The organism is Paracoccus sp. BR5-17 (assembly GCF_055693925.1).
On record NZ_JBVFUV010000003.1, the window covers coordinates 1,640,494 to 1,657,033 of the forward strand.

Annotated in this window: 15 protein-coding genes, 1 tRNA gene and 1 pseudogene; 12 read left to right on the top strand and 5 right to left on the bottom strand. The window is 68.5% G+C overall.

Annotation, left to right across the window (positions count from 1 at the left end):
• Nucleotides 1-88: 88 nt before the first annotated feature.
• The 10 genes from ACZ1HC_RS09600 to ACZ1HC_RS09645 all read left to right on the top strand — a co-directional run bounded on the left by ACZ1HC_RS09600 (nucleotide 89) and on the right by ACZ1HC_RS09645 (nucleotide 8,143).
• A complete protein-coding gene (locus tag ACZ1HC_RS09600; RefSeq protein ID WP_472699782.1) occupies nucleotides 89-1,360 on the top strand; it encodes a short-chain fatty acyl-CoA regulator family protein in 1,272 nt (423 codons plus the stop codon).
• A 63-nt stretch (nucleotides 1,361-1,423) separates the two neighbouring features.
• Complete coding sequence (locus ACZ1HC_RS09605) at nucleotides 1,424-1,780, top strand: response regulator transcription factor (RefSeq protein ID WP_472699783.1); 357 nt, start codon at nucleotides 1,424-1,426, stop codon at nucleotides 1,778-1,780.
• A gap of 5 nt (nucleotides 1,781-1,785) precedes the next feature.
• The gene (locus ACZ1HC_RS09610) at nucleotides 1,786-2,067 is read left to right on the top strand and encodes a hypothetical protein (protein ID WP_472699784.1); all 282 of its coding nucleotides are present in this window, start codon (nucleotides 1,786-1,788) and stop codon (nucleotides 2,065-2,067) included.
• Nucleotides 2,057-4,711 carry an ATP-binding protein gene (locus ACZ1HC_RS09615; protein ID WP_472699785.1) on the top strand — a complete coding sequence of 885 codons (2,655 nt, stop codon included), beginning with the start codon at nucleotides 2,057-2,059 and terminating at the stop codon, nucleotides 4,709-4,711. Before ACZ1HC_RS09610 ends, ACZ1HC_RS09615 begins: the two co-directional genes overlap by 11 nt.
• A gap of 87 nt (nucleotides 4,712-4,798) precedes the next feature.
• Nucleotides 4,799-5,848 (top strand): FliM/FliN family flagellar motor C-terminal domain-containing protein, encoded by a 1,050-nt coding sequence (locus ACZ1HC_RS09620; RefSeq protein ID WP_472699786.1) that lies wholly within the window; start codon nucleotides 4,799-4,801, stop codon nucleotides 5,846-5,848.
• 86 nt (nucleotides 5,849-5,934) lie between these two features.
• Nucleotides 5,935-6,153 (top strand): translation initiation factor IF-1, encoded by a 219-nt coding sequence (gene infA, locus ACZ1HC_RS09625; RefSeq protein ID WP_036636451.1) that lies wholly within the window; start codon nucleotides 5,935-5,937, stop codon nucleotides 6,151-6,153.
• Between the two features lie 13 nt (nucleotides 6,154-6,166).
• The gene (locus ACZ1HC_RS09630; protein ID WP_472699787.1) at nucleotides 6,167-6,775 is read left to right on the top strand and encodes a Maf family protein; all 609 of its coding nucleotides are present in this window, start codon (nucleotides 6,167-6,169) and stop codon (nucleotides 6,773-6,775) included.
• Entirely contained in the window at nucleotides 6,772-7,821 is a 1,050-nt protein-coding gene (locus tag ACZ1HC_RS09635) for a ribonuclease E/G (RefSeq protein ID WP_472699788.1), read from the top strand. Before ACZ1HC_RS09630 ends, ACZ1HC_RS09635 begins: the two co-directional genes overlap by 4 nt.
• Nucleotides 7,821-8,027: a DNA gyrase inhibitor YacG gene (locus ACZ1HC_RS09640; RefSeq protein WP_472699789.1), complete on the top strand. Its 207-nt coding sequence runs from the start codon at nucleotides 7,821-7,823 to the stop codon at nucleotides 8,025-8,027. The genes ACZ1HC_RS09635 and ACZ1HC_RS09640 overlap by 1 nt, the downstream gene beginning before the upstream one ends.
• A 40-nt stretch (nucleotides 8,028-8,067) precedes the next feature.
• Nucleotides 8,068-8,143, top strand: a tRNA-Phe gene (locus tag ACZ1HC_RS09645).
• A gap of 279 nt (nucleotides 8,144-8,422) precedes the next feature.
• On the opposite strand, the gene ACZ1HC_RS09650 is transcribed toward ACZ1HC_RS09645, so the two are convergent.
• The 4 genes and pseudogenes from ACZ1HC_RS09650 to ACZ1HC_RS09665 form a co-directional block, all read right to left on the bottom strand.
• Nucleotides 8,423-9,136 (bottom strand): hypothetical protein, encoded by a 714-nt coding sequence (locus ACZ1HC_RS09650; protein ID WP_472699790.1) that lies wholly within the window; start codon nucleotides 9,134-9,136, stop codon nucleotides 8,423-8,425.
• 29 nt (nucleotides 9,137-9,165) lie between these two features.
• Complete coding sequence (locus tag ACZ1HC_RS09655; RefSeq protein ID WP_472699791.1) at nucleotides 9,166-10,926, bottom strand: hypothetical protein; 1,761 nt, start codon at nucleotides 10,924-10,926, stop codon at nucleotides 9,166-9,168.
• A gap of 1,210 nt (nucleotides 10,927-12,136) precedes the next feature.
• Complete coding sequence (locus ACZ1HC_RS09660; protein ID WP_472700820.1) at nucleotides 12,137-12,793, bottom strand: PBECR2 nuclease fold domain-containing protein; 657 nt, start codon at nucleotides 12,791-12,793, stop codon at nucleotides 12,137-12,139.
• A 997-nt stretch (nucleotides 12,794-13,790) separates the two neighbouring features.
• Nucleotides 13,791-14,438: pseudogene (locus tag ACZ1HC_RS09665) on the bottom strand (phage portal protein family protein); the annotation flags it as partial.
• On the opposite strand from ACZ1HC_RS09665, the gene ACZ1HC_RS09670 reads away from it, so the two are divergent.
• Both ACZ1HC_RS09670 and ACZ1HC_RS09675 read left to right on the top strand, forming a co-directional pair.
• Nucleotides 14,332-14,604 (top strand): type II secretion system F family protein, encoded by a 273-nt coding sequence (locus ACZ1HC_RS09670; RefSeq protein WP_472699792.1) that lies wholly within the window; start codon nucleotides 14,332-14,334, stop codon nucleotides 14,602-14,604. The pseudogene ACZ1HC_RS09665 and the gene ACZ1HC_RS09670 sit on opposite strands and share 107 nt — an antisense overlap.
• 11 nt (nucleotides 14,605-14,615) lie before the next feature.
• Nucleotides 14,616-15,047, top strand: coding sequence for a hypothetical protein (locus tag ACZ1HC_RS09675; RefSeq protein WP_472699793.1), 432 nt, complete (start codon nucleotides 14,616-14,618; stop codon nucleotides 15,045-15,047).
• Between the two features lie 646 nt (nucleotides 15,048-15,693).
• Here the strand turns inward: ACZ1HC_RS09675 and ACZ1HC_RS09680 are convergent.
• Complete coding sequence (locus tag ACZ1HC_RS09680) at nucleotides 15,694-15,921, bottom strand: hypothetical protein (RefSeq protein WP_472699794.1); 228 nt, start codon at nucleotides 15,919-15,921, stop codon at nucleotides 15,694-15,696.
• Between the last annotated feature and the right edge of the window lie 619 nt (nucleotides 15,922-16,540).

Genomic DNA, 16,540 nt, shown 5'->3' on the forward strand with positions numbered 1-16,540 from the left:
GTCAGGATCATCGGGTCATCGTGGCGCAAAATCCCTAAGATATGGTTGCGGCTTGCGCGGCGCCGCGCGGCGCTGTTTCATCCCGGCCATGAAGCAGCGCCCCGAAGGCCGCATCCTGACTGGAACCCGGATCCGCGAACGGCGGCTGGCGCTGTCGCGGCGGCAGGCGGACGTGGCGCGCGCGGCCGGAATCTCGGCCGCCTATCTGAACCTGATCGAACACAACCGCCGCCCGGTGGGCGATCGTCTGGTGCTGCGCCTTGCCGCCGCGCTCGACGTGTCGGCGGCGGAACTGGCCGAGGGCCGCGAGGAGGCGCAGATGGCCGCCCTGCGCGAGGCCGCGGTGCGCCTTCCGGGCGATGTCGGCCCGGAACTGGACCAGGCGCCCGAACTGCTGGCGCGCTTTCCGGGCTGGGCTGCGGCGCTGATCGCCACCGCGCGGCGGGCGGACGCGCTGGAGCGCCAGCTTGTCACGCTGTCCGACCGGATGCGGCAGGACCCCTATCTGCTGACCACGCTGCACGAGGTGCTGTCGGCGGTGACCTCGGTGCGCTCGACGGCCTCGATCCTGGCCGAAGAGGGCGAGATCCCCCCCGACTGGCGCGCGCGCTTCCACGCCAATCTGGACCAGGACAGCCTGCGCCTTTCCACCACCGCCCAGGCGCTTGTCGCCTATCTCGACAGCTTCGAGGCCCAGGACGCGATCTTCACCCCGCAGGAGGAGGTCGAGGCCTGGCTCGCGGCGGGCGCCCCGCCCGTGGCCGAGGCGGGGCAGCTGGCCTCGGACGCCGCCCGCGCCCTGGCCCGCGCCCATCTGCTGCGCATGGAGGAGGAGCGCGCGGCCCTGCCCGACGCCGCCCTGGCGGCGGCCGCGGACGAAGAGCCCGATCCCCTGCGCATGGCCGACCGGCTGCGCCAGCCGCTGGATCTGGTGATGCGGCGGCTGGCGGAACTGCGGCCCGCGGGCTTCGCCACCGCCGGCCTTCTGGTCTGCGACGGATCGGGGGCGCTGACGCTGCGCCGGCCGGCGCCGGGCTTTCCCCTGCCGCGGCCCGGCGACGCCTGCCCCCTGTGGCCGCTGTTCCAGGCCCTTGCCGCCCCGCAGACCGCCATCGCCCGGCTGGTCGAGGCGCCGTCGGGGCGTCGGTTCCGCACCCTGTCGCTGGCCACCCGCCACCAGCCCCTGGGCGTGGACGGGCCGGTTCTGACGCGCGCGCAGATGCTGATCCTGCCCGAGGATCCGGGCCTGCCGCAGGGGCCGGATCTGCTGATCGGCCCCGCCTGCCGGATCTGCCCGCGGTCCCGCTGCGTCGCGCGGCGCGAGCCGTCGATCCTGGCCCTGTCGGAAGACAGGCTTTGACAGGCGCCGCCGGCTGGCCCCATTATCGCCCAAACGCTTGGGGAGAGGGGGCCTCGGCGCCGAATGCTTGACATCCTGATGATCGAGGATGAGCCCAACATCGCCGAGGCGGTGCATTTCATCCTGTCCCGCGAGGGCTGGCGGGTCGCGCTTCACGCCGACGGCCAGGGCGGGATCGAGGCGATCCGCGGGACCAAGCCGCGGCTGGTGATCCTGGACGTGATGCTGCCGCACCGGTCCGGGACCGAGATCCTGGCGGAACTGCGCGGCGACAGCGACCGGGGGCTTGCGGCGACGCCGGTGCTGATGCTGACGGCGCGCGGGCAGGATCCGCTGTCCCTGCCGCAGGCGGATGCGGTTCTGGCCAAGCCTTTCGCCAACGACGACCTGCGCGCGATGGTGCGCCGGATGCTGAACTGACCGTGATGCCCGACCGGCCGCTGTTTCTCGAACGCGCCTCGTTCCGCCGCCGGCGGCTGGGCGACGCGGCGCGGGTCCTGCCGGTGCTGGCGGCGCTGCTGCTGCTGGTGCCGGTGTGGTGGGTTCCCGCCGAGGTCAGCTTCGCGGCCGGCGCGGTCTGGCTGTTCGCGCTGTGGGCGGGCCTGATCCTGGCGGTCTGGGCGCTGCACCGGGCCTTGCGCGGCGCCGATGCCGGTGGCCCGGGCGCGGCCGCGGTCATCGCGCCGGACGACGACGATGCCCTTTGAGGCGCTTGTCGCGGGCTGCCTGGCCTATGTCGCGCTGATGTTCGGCGTGGCCTTCGCCGCCGACCGCGCCGCGTCCCGGGGCCGGGTGCGGTGGCTGGACCACCCCGCCGTCTATACCCTGTCGCTGTCGGTCTATTGCTCGGCCTGGACCTTCTATGGGGCGGTCGGCTATGCCAGCCGCTCGGGGCTGGAATTCGCGACGATCTATCTGGGGCCGACGGTGGTGTTCTGCGGCGCCTGGTGGGGGCTGCGGCGGCTGGTGCGGGTGGCGCGGATGCACCATGTCACCTCGATCGCCGACCTGATCTCGGCGCGGTTCGGCAAGTCGAACCGGCTGGCCGCCCTGGTCACGCTGATCGCGGTGATCGCGGCCACCCCCTATGTCGCGCTGCAGTTGCAATCGGTCAGCCTGTCCTTTGAGGTCTTCGCCACCGACAGCCTGACCGACATCCCGATGGCCGGAAGCGGGGGGACGGCGCTGTGGGTGGCGGCGGGGCTGGCGCTGTTCACCATCGTCTTCGGCACCCGCAACCTGGCCGCCGACGAACGCCACCACGGCGTCGTCACCGCCATCGCGCTCGAGGCGGTGGTGAAGCTGATGGCCTTTCTGGCGCTTGGCGTCTTCGTCGTCTGGGGGCTGGCCGATGGCCCCGCCGACATGCTGGACCGGATCGGCCGGGCGGCCGAGGACCATCGGGGCTGGCTTCTGAAGCCCGACCGCTGGACCGCCCTGATCGTCGTGTCGGGCGCCGCCATCGTCGCCCTGCCGCGCATGTTCCAGGTGCTGGTGGTCGAGGCCGCCGACGAAGATCGGCTGGCCACCGCCGGCTGGGCCTTTCCCGCCTACCTCTTGGCGATGTCGCTGTTCGTGCTGCCGATCGCGGTGATGGGACAGGAACTTCTGCCCGCCGACGCCAACCCCGATCTCTACGTCCTGACGCTGCCCGCCGCGGCGGGGCAGAACTGGCTGGCCTTCCTGGTCTTTCTGGGCGGATTCTCGGCGGCGACCTCGATGGTGGTGGTCTGCACCATCGCGCTGGCGACCATGATCTCGAACCACTGGCTGGTGCCGCTGTGGCTGATCCTGCGCCGCAAGCCGCAGACGGGCGACCCCGAGGATCTGCGCGGCTTCGTGCTGAACGCCCGGCGGCTGGCGATCCTGGCGGTCATGGCGGTGGGCTGGGTCTATTACCGCGCCACGGGCGGCACGGCGGCGCTGGCGTCGATGGGGCTGGTGGCCTTCACCGGCGTGGCGCAGGTGCTGCCCGCGATGATCGGCGGGATGGTGTGGCGCGGGGCCAACCGGCAGGGCGCCTATGCGGGGGTGGGGGCGGGGTTCGCGCTGTGGCTGGCGCTGATCTTCCTGCCGTCGCTGGGCATCGGCCGGACGCCGGCGCTGCCCCCGGGCGTCGATCCGCTGGCCTTCGCGATCTGCCTGTCGCTGGCGCTGAACACCCTGGCCTTCATCGGCTTCTCGATCTTCGGGATGCCCGACCCGGTCGAACGCCTGCAGGGCCTGTCCTTCGTCAGCGCCGTCGATCCCGTGCGCCACGGCCGGATGCCGCGCGGCGCCGACCAGGTCGAGCCGCTGCTGGTCATGGCCCGCCGCGTCTGGGGGTCCGAGGACGCGCTGCGCTTCTTCCGGTCCGAGGCGGCGGCGCAGGGCAGGTCGGGCTATCTGCCCGACATGACGCCGCGGTTCCTGACCCGGCTTGAGCGGCGGCTGGCGGGATCCATCGGCGCGGCCGCCGCCCATGCCATGATCGACAGCGTGGCCGGCGGATCGGAACTGACCGTCTCGGACCTGATGCAGGTCGCGACCGAGGCGCAGCGCGCCAAGGAGGAGACGCAGCGGCTGGAAACCGCCCGCGCCGAGCTGGCCCGCACCGCCACCCAGCTGCGCGAGGCGAACGAGAAGCTGACCGCCCTTTCGATCCAGAAGGACGCCTTCCTGGGCCAGATCAGCCACGAGCTGCGCACGCCCATGACCTCGGTCCGCGCCTTTTCCGAGATCCTGCGCTCGCCCGATCTGTCGGACGCGGACCGGGCGCGCTTCGCCGGGATCATCTACGACGAATCCGGCCGGCTGACGCGGCTGCTGGACGACCTGCTGGACCTGTCGGTGCTGGAAAGCGGGCAGGCGCAGCTGTCGGTCGCGCCGGCCAACCTGCACGACCTGATCGACCGGGCGCTGTCGGCCGCCTCGGCCACCCGCCCCGAGCGGGCCTTCCGCATCGACCGCGAGCCGCTGGCCGAATATGTCGGCATCATCACCGATGCCGACCGGCTGCTGCAGGTGCTCATCAACGTCATCAGCAACGCCCGCAAATACTGCGACGCCGAGCCTCCGGTCCTGTCGATCCGCGTCCGCCGCAGCCTGCGCGGCGGGGCGCAGATCGACATCATCGACAACGGATCGGGGATCGACGCCGCCCGCCAGTCGCTGATCTTCGAGAAGTTCTCGCGCCTGAACGACCCGGCGCGCGCGGGCGGCGCGGGGCTGGGGCTGGCGATCTGCAAGCAGATCATGGCCAACCTGGGGGGCGAGATCACCTATCTGCCCGGGCAGGGCGGCGCGGCCTTCCGCATCGTCTTGCCGCGCCGGCCGCCGGTTCCGCTCAGGTCGGATCTGCGCCGCGCATAAACCCTTTATCAACCGCTTCTTGGCAGATTGCGGATCAGGCGGTTTCGATTCGGGGCGAACATGGCGCAGACTGGTCAGGCGGAACTGTTGCGGACGCTGCTTCGGGCGCGTGGCGGCGATGCCGGCAGGCCCGCCCGCCTGCCGCAGCCGCAACCCCTGTCGCCGGCCCGCGCCGCCGCGAACGCCGTCGCGCGCGCCGCCGAACGGCTGTACCGGCTGCCCGTCCTGCCGGTCCGCGTCGATCCGGGCACCGTGACGCTGGCCGAACTTCCCGAACTGCTGCCCGAACAGGCGCTGCTGGCGATCCTGCAGGGTCCGGGCGACCAGATCGGCGTCATGGCGCTGAGCTTCGAGACGGTGACCGCGCTGATCGAGGTGCAGGCCCTGGGCCGCGTCACCGCGCGCCCCAGCGAAAGGCGCCGGCTGACCCGCAGCGACGCGGCGATCTGCGTCGATTTCGTCAACGCCCTGATGGCCGAACTGGCGACCGAGATGGCCTCGGTCGAAGGGTTCGGCGCCGTGCAGGGCTATCGCTATGCCACCTTTCTGGACGATCCCCGGCCGATGATCCTGATGCTCGAGGATCGTCCCTATCGCAGCCTGTCCTGCGACCTGCGCTTCGGGGCCGGCGAAACCCGCGACGGCCAGATCCTTCTCGCCCTGCCGGCCAAGGCCGAGGCGCGCGCCGCGCAAGCCACCCAGCCCCAGCTGGCGGCGCCCGCCCCGCCCTCGGCCGGGGCCGAGACGCTGGCGTCCGCGGTCGCGGCCGCCCCGGTCGATGTGGTCGGGGTCCTCTGTCGCCGCACGATGACGCTGGGCGAACTGCGCGGCCTGGTCCCGGGCAGGCTGATGCCGCTGCCCCGGGTCTCGCTGGCCGAGGCGCGGCTGGAAACCCGCGACGGCCAGCTGCTGGCCACCGGCAAGCTGGGCGAGGCCGAAGGCTGCCACGCCCTGCGCCTGCACGATCCCGCGCAACCCGCAGCCAGCCAGCGGATGGATCCGATCGTGCCCGCGGCCGGGGTGCCGCCGCCCGATCTGGCCGCGGCCGATCCCTTCCGCGCCGCGCCCGCCGCGCAGGACGATGGGTCCAGGGGCACTATGCGCCAGGGTGCCGGGGCACGGGCCGCCGGCGCGTGAAATGCTCTTTGCCCTTGAAATCCCGGCGGTGGGGTTCCATTTAACCCCGGTCCCGAATCAGGCGGGTCGATCACGATGGAGTCGTCATGGCCAAGGAAGAAATGCTCGAATTCCCCGGCGTCGTGAAGGAACTCCTGCCGAATGCGACGTTCAGGGTCGAGCTGGAAAACGGCCATGAGATCATCGCGCATATGGCAGGAAAGATGCGAAAGAACCGCATCCGCGTTCTTGCCGGGGACAAGGTGCAGGTCGAGATGAACACCTACGACCTGTCCAAGGGACGGATCAATTACCGCTTCAAGTGACGGGGACGCCGCGATGGCCGCGCCCCCTCCGCCTTTGCCGCGCCCGCGTCTGATCCTGGGATCGGCCAGTCCGCGGCGCCTGGATCTGCTGGCGCAGATCGGCATCGTCCCCGACGAGGTCCGCAGCGCCGACATCGACGAAACCCCTCTCAGGAACGAACCGGCCCGCGATTACGTCCGGCGTATCGCGCTTGCCAAGGCGCAGGCCTTCGACCTGGCCGGCTCTGACGTGCTTCTATGCGCTGACACCACCGTGGCGGTGGGCCGCCGGATCCTGGGCAAACCCGCCTCGCGGGCCGAGGCGGCGGGCTTCATGCGCCTGATGTCGGGCCGGCGCCACCGCGTGCTGACGGCCGTGGTGCTGCGCGAGCGCGCCCGCCTGCGCCACCGCCTGGTCGAGACGACCGTGCGGATGCGGCCGATCGCTGCGGCCGAACTGGAAGCCTATCTGGACATGAACGACTGGCAGGGCAAGGCGGGCGGATACGCCATCCAGGGCGCGGCCGCGGCCTTCATCCCGTGGATCCAGGGCTCGTTCTCGTCGGTGGTGGGCCTGCCGCTGTCGGAAACCGCCGCCATGCTGTCGGCCAGCGGCATCACCATGAAGGAGCCCCGATCATGAAGGGACGTCAGGTCGTTCTGGGCCAGCTTTTCGGAGCCGAGGCCGCCGCCCTCCTGCAGGACGGGATGCTGATCGACCTGCTGGTGGATGCCGGCGCCCTGGCCCCGCTGGTGCCGGGCGACATTTGCCGGGGCGTGGTCGAACGCCTGATGAAGGGGCAGGGCGGGGTGTTCCTGCGCCTGCCCGACGGTCAGCGCGGCTACCTGCGCGAAAGGTCCGGCTTGCGCGAGGGGCAGTCGCTGCTGGTGCAGGTGACGGGCGTGGCCGAGCCGGGCAAGGCCATCCCGGTGACCTCGCGCATCCTGTTGCGGGGCCGGCACGTGCTGGTGACGCCGGGCGCCCCCGGCATCAACGTCTCGCGCCGCATCCGCGATGGCGATGCCCGCGCCCGCCTGACGGATCTGGGCGCTGCCGCATCGCCACCGGCGGACACCGGCATCATCCTCCGCAGCGCCGCCGAACAGGCCGGGGATGACCGCGTCGCCGAGGAACTGCGGGACCTTCTGGACCTGTCGGCGCGCCTCGCCGGCGAGGTGTCGGGCGGTCCCGAACTGCTGCTGGCCGCGGCCTCTCCCCACGAGCAGGCCTGGATGGACTGGGCCGATCCCGAACCCGACGCCGTCGAGGAAGGCCCCGGCAGCTTCGAGCGCTGCGGTGTCCTCGAGGCGGTGGACGCGCTTCTGTCGCCCGAGGTGGCGCTGCCCGGCGGCGCCCATGCCGCGATCGAACCCACCCGCGCCCTTCTGGCCATCGACGTGAACACCGGCCAGGACGCCAGCCCCGCCGCCGCGCTGAAGGCCAATATCGCGCTGGCCCGCGACCTGCCGCGGCAACTGCGCCTGCGGGGCCTGGGCGGACAGGTGGTGGTCGACTTCGCGCCGGTCCCCAAGCGCGACCGCGCCACCCTGGACCAGGTGCTTCGGGCCGCCTTCAAGGGCGAAAGCGCGGAAACCTCGCTGATCGGCTGGACGGTGATGGGCCTTTACGAGATCAACCGCAAGCGCGACCGCATCCCGTTGCAGCGCCTGGCGCAGGAGGCCGGCTGATGGCCTGTCCGATCTGCAACAGGCCGGGCGTGCCGGCCTACCGGCCCTTCTGTTCGAAACGCTGCGCCGACATTGACCTGGGCCGCTGGCTGCGGGGCGATTACGTGATCCCGGGCCAGCCGCAGGACGATCTGTCGTCCGACCCTGACCCGGAAGGCGAAAAAAACCCCGGCGGGGGTCTGGACAGCGGCCCCAAGCGTCCGTAAACACCGCCTCACGCCCCGCGCCGCAAGGCCGCGTCAGGTTGCCCGGATAGCTCAGTTGGTAGAGCAGCGGATTGAAAATCCGCGTGTCGGTGGTTCGAATCCGCCTCCGGGCACCAAAAAATTCAAGCGTTTGCTGGTAGAGGCTGGGTAGGCTCGTGATAATGCAGGGATGCGTTACTTCAGGGCTGCTTCCGCGCTACTGTTGTGGCCGCGCACGAGCTTCTGTGTGGCCGCGCACTAGCTTCTGGACAAACGTGCACTAGCTTCTGGACGAAAATTTTTCACGCCAGGAATTTTTTCTCGTCAGGATCGGACGACTGACAGGGAGCCTGATCGAAATCCTGACAGCCGGAAGGGGGCCAGCCGGCCCCCTTCGATGTTGCGCTCTCATCGGGTCAACTGATCACCACCGTGACGGCGGTCGCGGTCTTGTTGACGACGGCTGACCGCCCGGTGCCAAGGCCGGTGATCTGCTGGCTGGCGAAGCTCCCGTTGATCGTGTTCGCCTCGATCAGGGGATAGGTTCCAACCGCGACGCCGGTCAGATCCAGCGCCAGGGGACCGGCCAGCGTCACGGTCACCGCGACGGTCGGATCGGGGTTGTCGCCGCGCCGCTTGAACTTGCGGAGCCGGGGCAGCTTGCCGGCTACCGCGGCCATCGACAGGGTGCCGTTCAGCGTCAGGCTGGCGCTGCCCGTGCCGTCCCAGCCCGCCCAGCACTTGTCGCCCGCCACATGCAGGCGCTTGCCGGCCGGGATGGTCAGGGCCGGTCCGAACAGGGCCTCGGCATCCCCGGAGACTTCGACGCCGCCGGTGGCTGCGGCGGTCAGGGCCAGGCGCCCGCCCTGGGCCATGTAGTCGATGCCGGTCGCCGCCGGGGCGTAGAACTGCCCCGACGTGCGCACCCGGACCTGGCCGGTATCGCCGGCCGCATAGGCCGTGGCGGTCAGCTTGCCCGAGGTGACGTCCAGGATGCCGCCCCGCAGGCGCAGGCTGGCCACCGAGACGGTCTCCTCGCCGAAGCGCACGAAGTTGCCGTGCAGGTCCACGGTATCCCCGTTGATCGGCAGATCGCCGGTGGACCAGTTCAGGCGGTTGGCCCACAGCATCCCCTCGCCGCGCAGATCCGGCTTGAAGATCAGGAAGCTGTCGTCGTCCGAGGCGGGACGTGGAAGCCGAAGGCGGTGCGGAAATATGCCAGCAGCGAGGCCATCTCGGCGCGGTATTGCGTGGGCGTCAGCGACCGCCAGAAATTCATGTAGTCGGCGATGGTGGCGCCCGGCTTGTTCAGGCGGCTGGCGGCATAGGCTTGGATCGTCGTCTGATCCAGCGTCGCCGGGTTCAGGCCGCCCAGGTTGCGGTCCTGGCTGTTCCAGCCCCGAACCCGCGTGTTGTCGAACATGTGCGGACGCCCTGGATCGACCGTAAGCGACACACCGCCCTTCGGCTTGGCCGCCTGCTCGGCAGCATCGGCGGGGTTCGCCCGGTGACACACGATGTTGTCCACCGCCGCGCTCTCCACCCCTGTCAGGTCGTAGCCCCAGTTGTAGCCCCCGGTCTGCCACGCGGACAGCCGGTAGCCGGCCGAGGTGACGAGGTTGCCCATGAACAGCATGTGTTCGCCGACCCAGCCCGCGTCCTTGTAGTTGCCGCCCAGGTGGTTTCCGGCGATGTTGTTGTCGAGCATCACGCAGTCGATGACCTGTCCGCCCGGACGGATCATCAGGCCCATCGAGGCAGAGCGCGCGGACATGGTGCGCCGCACCTTCACGTCGCGGGCGCTGGACTGCACATAGAGGTTGTGGCTGTACATGTTGGGGGGCTGCGGCTTGGTCGGGTCGCCCGCGATCGGGTCATAGCCGTCCTGCCAGCCATTGTGGTCGAACAGCGCGTCCATGATCAGCACATGCTTCGTCTGGTGGACGAACATGCCGCTGACCCGCGTGGCGCTGTTGTGCCAGGTGGGCCCATTGGTGCCCTGATAGGGCTCGTCATGGGCATCCAGGTGCTTGGTGCGGTAGAAGGTGACGTATTCCGGCCCCTGCACGTTCGGCTCGCCCACCGTCTGGCCGTCCGCGATCAGCACGCGCTTGCCGGAGATCAGGTCAACGCCATTGACATCGAGGCCCAGGACGACGAAATGCCCGCCGCTGTCGGAGGCCCGGATCGCGGTGGTCTTGGGGTTGGCGCCGGTGCCGTAGGCCGTCGCCACGCAGGGGTGAATGAAGCTCTCGCCCGTCACATACCGCTGCATCACGGCGTTCGTCATGTCCCGATAGTCGTATCCGCGCTCCAGCAGCAGCCAGTGCGACTGCGGGGTGGAGTTTCGCGTCAGGTGTTCCCAAAACGGAAAACCGACCGTCTTTGCAAAGGCCTTCGCGGGCGTGCTGCCATAGACCGGATTGGCGGCCAGCCAGGTATTCGTGACGGTGGCTTCCGTCACCCCAGCCTCGGCCGCGATCATCGCGACGGTGTAGCCCTGCGCGCCCGCCGTCACATGGACCTTGCGGTGGTTGCGTCCCGGCTCGATGACCAGGGTGCCGTTGGCGTCGGTCTCCAGCATGAAGAACTCGCCGTCACCCCAGCCCGCGGCCTGGCTGCGCGGCTCGACGGAATAGCCCTCCAGAATACCCGATGCGTTCACCTGCGAGACAATGGCACGCCCGGGCACCGCCACGCTGTTCAAGAGCAGCGTCCGGGTGCCGTCGTGCTGCACCACGGGGGCGACGCCCTCGTAGGACGCCCCTACCGTGACAGGGTTGACGCGACCCGCCCTGACGCGATCGGCGTATTGGGCGATGCCCCACAGGCCCACCGTCCGGGTGTCCTGCCGGGTGCCCTGGGTGGCCTTCACGGCCACGCCGGGCTGGGCGTTTCGGGTGGTGATGGTGATGGTCATACCAGGTTGCCTTCTGCAAAGTTGTCCAGCTCGTAGCCGATGGTGTTCGAGTAAACGGCCTTGGCAATGCCGCCCCGGCCGGTGCGGGCAGCGACGGTCTTCTGGCCGACCAGTTCCTCGTTGACGGTGATCCGGGCGGTGGTGCCGTCCAGCTCGAGCCGCAGACGCCGCACCTCGTCATTCTCCTCGACGTGCAGGTGGCTCGGCAGCGCCCAGGATCCCAGAACCGTGCGCGTCCAGGTGCTTGTCAGCGCCGTGACTTCGAACAGAACCGCGCTTTGGGCAGGAACGAACACCTCTCCAAGGGTGTAATCCTGGGTGGAGATGGCGGCGTAGTAGCTTTTCTTGTCGGTGGCGCTGATACCGACGGCGACACCCAGACCCATGTGGAAATCGGCCAGCGCGACATCCTTGAACAGGATGTCGGACACGGCGAAATGCCGCTGGCTGGGGGCGTTGCCGCGCGCCTGCAGGCTGTAGCGGTTCATAGCGTCGAGAGTATCCCAAGGACCAATTCGGGCACCATTAGCCGTGCTGGTGCCCGAATTGGCGATGACCTCCCAGGCCCTGCCGCTCTCGCCAACATAGGTGCCGATGTTCTGCGTCTGTGCGCCGTTGGTCTTGTTGAAGGCGTCGATCAGCTCGATGGGCATCCGCGCCGACCGGGACTGCGCCTGCCGCCCTGCCTGGGTGGCAGTCTCGCGCACGGACACGTCGCTGGTCAGCCCCGCGACCGTGTAGGTTATGCCGGTCTGCCCGGCGATCACCGTGCCTGTGCCATGCAGCCATTCGCGCTGGATCGTGACCGGGCCGTGCTCGGCCTTCGAGAGCCAGAACTCCGGGAGGGCCGTCAGGACGTTGCCCTCCGAAGGCGTCCCGGAGGCCCGGATGCCGTTCATCGGCACAGGTGCGGCATCGAGTGCGGCATCAAGCGCCGCGTAGGACGGCCAGCTCCGCGTCAGCGTGCCATGGTCGGGCGAGGACACCTCGACCGCCACCGCCCCCGAAGCCGCTTCGTCGAAATGCAGCGAGATCGTGGCGCCCGGCTCGTTGACCGCCAGTTCGCCGGTGCCCGGCTGAACAGCCGCCGCAACGCCATAGGTGATGGCCACTTCGATGCTGCTGTCCCCGGCCCCGCGGGCGATGAGCGGGATCTGGGTGATCGCCCGCACCGCGTCGGCGCTGAAGATGGCTCCCCGGGTGCCTTTCGTCACCCCGGGAATGGCCTCAGGCGGCAGATCGTAGGACAGGGCATGGTCGAAGAAGTCGTCGAACTCGACGACCACAAGGGCGCAAACGCTCCCCGATTGCGCTTGTCCACCTTCCACAAGCCGGACCGGTCCCTGAAGAACCCGTCCGAGATCGGGACGCGCATGCCCGTCGGATCCTCCCAGAGGACCGCCCGGCCGATATCGGCGCCGAAGGGTTCCAGGAAGGCCCGGACGCAGTCCTCCGGGGGCAGATCGTCGGCCAGCGGCTTGGCCGTGAAGGACCGCGCCGAGGCCACCAGGTCGGCCAGGGGCGATGGCTGGTCGATGATCACCGCATGGCGGCCTTCGTGGATCAGGCCGCCGCCTTCCTCCACCAGGGCGGACGGGACCAGCCCCCGCTCCCACAAGTCGCCGGGCATGTGGTCCCAGCCGTAGCCGGTCCCCTCGGGGAGCTGGACGGTGGTGCCGGTGGCCTGGTGGGTATAGGGTCGCCTGACGATCTCGGGTGACGGGTCCGGCCTGGTCTTGCCCATGCGGCGCAGATCGCCCCGTGACAGGCTGTGGACGCCGCAGCTGCACACCCAGTCGTTCGGCGGGTAATAGACGTCCCACCACGGATCGTCCCAGGCCAGGACAAGCCCGTCGAGATCCCACATGCTGCGGGCGCGGGTTCCTGGGCACCCGAATGTCGGCGTGCCGGTACATCCAGAAGGGCCGCAGCTTGACCATGTCGGGATCGCGCATCTGCTTCAACCGGCCGGCCATGTAGCTGGTGCGGATGTTGGTCTCGAAGATCGTGCGGATGCGCCATTGCCGCCCGCCGTTGTAGGACCAGCCGTAGGTCTCGACCAGGCGGTCGAACTCCGCCGCGAAGGCCTTGATGTCGTAAGTCCGCGCGCCCTCGATCACCGCCGCATGGAATTCCTCGAGCATGGCCATGTCGGTCACGCCTGCCACGACGAAGGCGCGGTCGTGATCGCCGTGCATGGCGTCCGTCCAGGCGCGGGTCGGCTTGCCGCGCTTCTGTGTCAGATACGCGATCTGTTCGGCGAATTCCTGACGGAACAGGTCCGGCTCCGCAAAGGCAGCCCGGTCGTCGGCATCGGCCAAGGCCGCCTCGCGCCCCTCCAGCCCGGCTACCTGCAGTGTCTGGTCCAGCAGGCGCGCCAGGGCGTCGGGGCTCCAGCGCGCCGCCAGTTCCAGCAGGTTCCGGCCCGCCTGCACGAAGTCCTCGGCCTCGGTGACGGCCTTGCGCACCGCAGCAATCCGGCGTTCGAACTGACCGCGGGCCGCCGCGACGGCCGCGTCCGTCAGCCTTTCGACGGCCCCGCCCGGTTCAGCGAAGCAGACGTGCCGATGCGCCAGGCTTTTTTTAGGCCCGCCCACCGAGAACGACGCCCGGCCCTCGACGGCCAGCGGATCGGCCTGCTCGACCTCTCCCAACGCGTGGCGCGCGGCCAGCAATGCCTCGATCGTGCGGTCCGACAGCTGGTCGGTGATCTCGAAGGACAAGATGTAGTCGCGCGCGACCTCCTCGTCCTCGAAGCCGGCAGAGGCCGCGACGATGGTGCGGATGGCCCGGCTGACCGCCTCGGCCGCGACAGCCTTCGTCTGGCGGGTGGCCGCCAGGGCGTCCTCGTTCTTGGGGCGCGGACGCCAGACGGTGGGCAGGGCGGCGCCCGGCAGGTTGTAATCGACGATCCACCGGATCAGCTGGTCGCGCAGCGTCTCCGAGAGCAGGTCGGCATCGCTGTCGACCAGCATCTCCTGGTGGACCTCGCCCAGGGCGCGGTTGCCCCCGGACTCGCCCACCTGGGTGGTCAGCGTCTCGCCGGTGACGCAGATCGAGATCTGCCGGTCCCAGTAGGCCAGCCACTGCTCGTAGGTCACGCTGCCCGAGCGCGAGGCCTCCAGGAACTCGAGGTCGGTGCCGATCGGCACGGTGATCGCCGAGGAGGTCCGGGCACTGGCCAGGGTGTTGAGGAGCCGGTTCTGCTCGTCGCTCAGCGTGCCGTAGGGGGTCTTGCCGACCAGGGTCGGCCCGGCGAACTTCTCGAGGAAATGTGCCCAGAAGGCCACGCCCTCGCGCTTGAACAGCACCGCCCAGAACAGCCGGGTGCCGAGGCCCAGGCCATAGGGGTTGTTGCCCTTCACGCCATGGCGGTGGACCAGGAACTTGCGGGGCGGCAGGGCGATGACCGAAGCGCTGGCGAACCTGTCCACGGTGTTGCGCGAACGCAGGAAGATGCGCGGCAAGATCAAGGCCATGAGCGCAGAGGCTAAGGCTTCCGCCGGGATCATCGGGTCCCTGCCGCCCGTTGTGGCCGGCGTGCTTTACCTCACCAGCCCGCAATACATCTCGCTGTTGTTCACGACGCCGCTGGGACAGGTGGTGCTGGGGGTCTGCGCGCTGTGGATGGCGATCGGGGTTCTGGTGATGCGCGCCATGATCAACTTCGACTTCTGACCGAGGCTCCGATGATTTCCGAGTCCATCCCGTTCCCGCAAGAGGTCGTCGCGGCGCTCATGACCGGCCTTGCCGTGTTCTGCGGGACAATCAGCCTGGCCTGGCCCTATCTGTCGCCGGACCTGCGCGGCCGGCGCATGCGTCAGCTTGCCCAGGCTTGGCAGAGAAGCCAGCGCAGCGGGCTGGTCCAGCCGGCTGGAAAACCAAAACGCTCCCTTCTCAGCAGCGAACCGAGGCGGATCTACGCGATCATCGTCCGCCGTCTCAACTTGGCCCGTCATCTCAAGGACGGGCCCACGGTGCAGATGCTGCAGATGGCCGGATTTCGTGGGCGTGCGCCGGTCATCACCTTCCTGGCTATGCGGGTCCTGATGCCGCTGACCATGCTGGGGATCAGCGCCTTCTATAAAGGCACGCGCTTCCACATCAATCCTTTGCGCTGATGAACATGATCCCGCTCCGCCGGTCAAAGAGCCCGCGCGCCGCAAGGGGAGACTGCGCGGCTCGTGGCCTGCGGCAGCCGGGCGAACGGCCCCGGACGCCGCGACAAATCGCCACCGGACGACCGCCGCGATATCAGGTCAGCGCCCTGAGCTGGTCGATGTCCAGCTTCGGCGTACGATGCAGCAACGAGGCCGGATAGCTCTTGTCCTTTACCAGCCGGACAATTTCGAAGTCAGGTTCCAGAGTCTTCAGGGAGCGGAATGCCTCCCATGCCTTGTCGAACCTTTTCTGGTGGGCGTAAAGGCCGATCAGATATGGGAAGGCATCCTTCCCCTAACTCTCGCCAACTTGTCCTGGGTTGTCCGGCTGCTTCGCGATTTCGCTGGAGAAAGGGGACAAAGCTATATGTTCGGTCTTGCCACTACCTGTTCCGGTGGCATGGCAGGAGGTCATTAACCGTGGCGGGATGCGTGCAATGAGGTCAGTGAGCGGCACGGGTGGATCCACGCGGTTGAGTTTGGCCGTTTCCATCAGGTGGAAGCAATGGCCGCGGTCATCCGCGTGCCTCAAAGTTCTTGAAGGGGCGGTCCTTCCGCTCCAGGGGGTTTCGGCGGCAGCCATATAATGCCGCCGCCGGAAGCAGCATCAACAGGTCATCAGGCGAGTGTCTAGTGCCAGTAGTTTGCCCTTGGAAGCTCCCAGATTGCCTGCCTTGTCGCCGCCAAATACTGAACTTGCCGGAACTCCAATCAGGAAGACACCCAGAGCGTCGCCGGTCGCTGCGTTGTTTTGGGCTTGGGAGAGTGCCTGCACTTCGGCAGCAATGCCCACGCGTTCGGCGCGAGCCTGCTTGCAGTCGAGGTGCGCAAACATGTTTGCCGGCATAGGCACGGGGGCGACGCTATCAGCGCGGGGCGCACAAGCAGTGATAGCGAGCGCAGAGGCGGCAAGAGCCGCAAAGGCAGTAAAACGGTTCAATGAGTTTCTCCAAGGATCGAACCAGCTATTAGCTGGAGTGGGTGCGAAGTTTCGCGGATCGCGGTTTCACCAGTGGCTTATCGCAAGAAACTTGTACGGCTTTAACTTGTACCCCCGCCTTAACAGCGATGGGGAAAATTCCTCCAATTTTAGCGGCCTCCGGAAAAAAGCGTAACCTGAAGACGCCGCGCAGCCTGTCCTATATTCAGCGGTCTTGGAAGTGCTTGCCGAAGTAGGGTTCAGACATACTGCAGAAGGGTTTGCGTCGGCTGCACCGACACGGTTAATAAGCTCGGATTTTGATGTCAGAGCAGGTTCCAGCAGGAACAGAGATGACAGGACGCCGACAAGACCAGCCGTTATGGCTTTTCAATCAAGATTCCCCGACCACACCTGACCATTTATACATATAGACTGCCGGCTACTACTCGGCCTTTTATGGAAGTTGCCCATAGCCCCTCCTGAGGGATGCGGGTAGAATATTGGCATGATTTATTGCAGCGCGGCATGTGTC

Bases quoted from the DNA above. Each gene is read 5' to 3' on its own strand.
- ACZ1HC_RS09650 (WP_472699790.1), bottom strand. From the start codon at position 9,136: ATGCTGTGGGCCAACCGCCTGAACTGGTCCACCGGCGATCTGCCGATC.
- ACZ1HC_RS09615 (WP_472699785.1), top strand. From the start codon at position 2,057: ATGCCCTTTGAGGCGCTTGTCGCGGGCTGCCTGGCCTATGTCGCGCTG.
- infA (WP_036636451.1), top strand. From the start codon at position 5,935: ATGGCCAAGGAAGAAATGCTCGAATTCCCCGGCGTCGTGAAGGAACTC.
- ACZ1HC_RS09670 (WP_472699792.1), top strand. From the start codon at position 14,332: ATGACCGAAGCGCTGGCGAACCTGTCCACGGTGTTGCGCGAACGCAGG.
- ACZ1HC_RS09640 (WP_472699789.1), top strand. From the start codon at position 7,821: ATGGCCTGTCCGATCTGCAACAGGCCGGGCGTGCCGGCCTACCGGCCC.
- ACZ1HC_RS09600 (WP_472699782.1), top strand. From the start codon at position 89: ATGAAGCAGCGCCCCGAAGGCCGCATCCTGACTGGAACCCGGATCCGC.
- ACZ1HC_RS09635 (WP_472699788.1), top strand. From the start codon at position 6,772: ATGAAGGGACGTCAGGTCGTTCTGGGCCAGCTTTTCGGAGCCGAGGCC.
- ACZ1HC_RS09675 (WP_472699793.1), top strand. From the start codon at position 14,616: ATGATTTCCGAGTCCATCCCGTTCCCGCAAGAGGTCGTCGCGGCGCTC.
- ACZ1HC_RS09655 (WP_472699791.1), bottom strand. From the start codon at position 10,926: ATGACCATCACCATCACCACCCGAAACGCCCAGCCCGGCGTGGCCGTG.
- ACZ1HC_RS09660 (WP_472700820.1), bottom strand. From the start codon at position 12,793: ATGTGGGATCTCGACGGGCTTGTCCTGGCCTGGGACGATCCGTGGTGG.
- ACZ1HC_RS09610 (WP_472699784.1), top strand. From the start codon at position 1,786: ATGCCCGACCGGCCGCTGTTTCTCGAACGCGCCTCGTTCCGCCGCCGG.
- ACZ1HC_RS09680 (WP_472699794.1), bottom strand. From the start codon at position 15,921: ATGTTTGCGCACCTCGACTGCAAGCAGGCTCGCGCCGAACGCGTGGGC.
- ACZ1HC_RS09605 (WP_472699783.1), top strand. From the start codon at position 1,424: ATGCTTGACATCCTGATGATCGAGGATGAGCCCAACATCGCCGAGGCG.
- ACZ1HC_RS09630 (WP_472699787.1), top strand. From the start codon at position 6,167: ATGGCCGCGCCCCCTCCGCCTTTGCCGCGCCCGCGTCTGATCCTGGGA.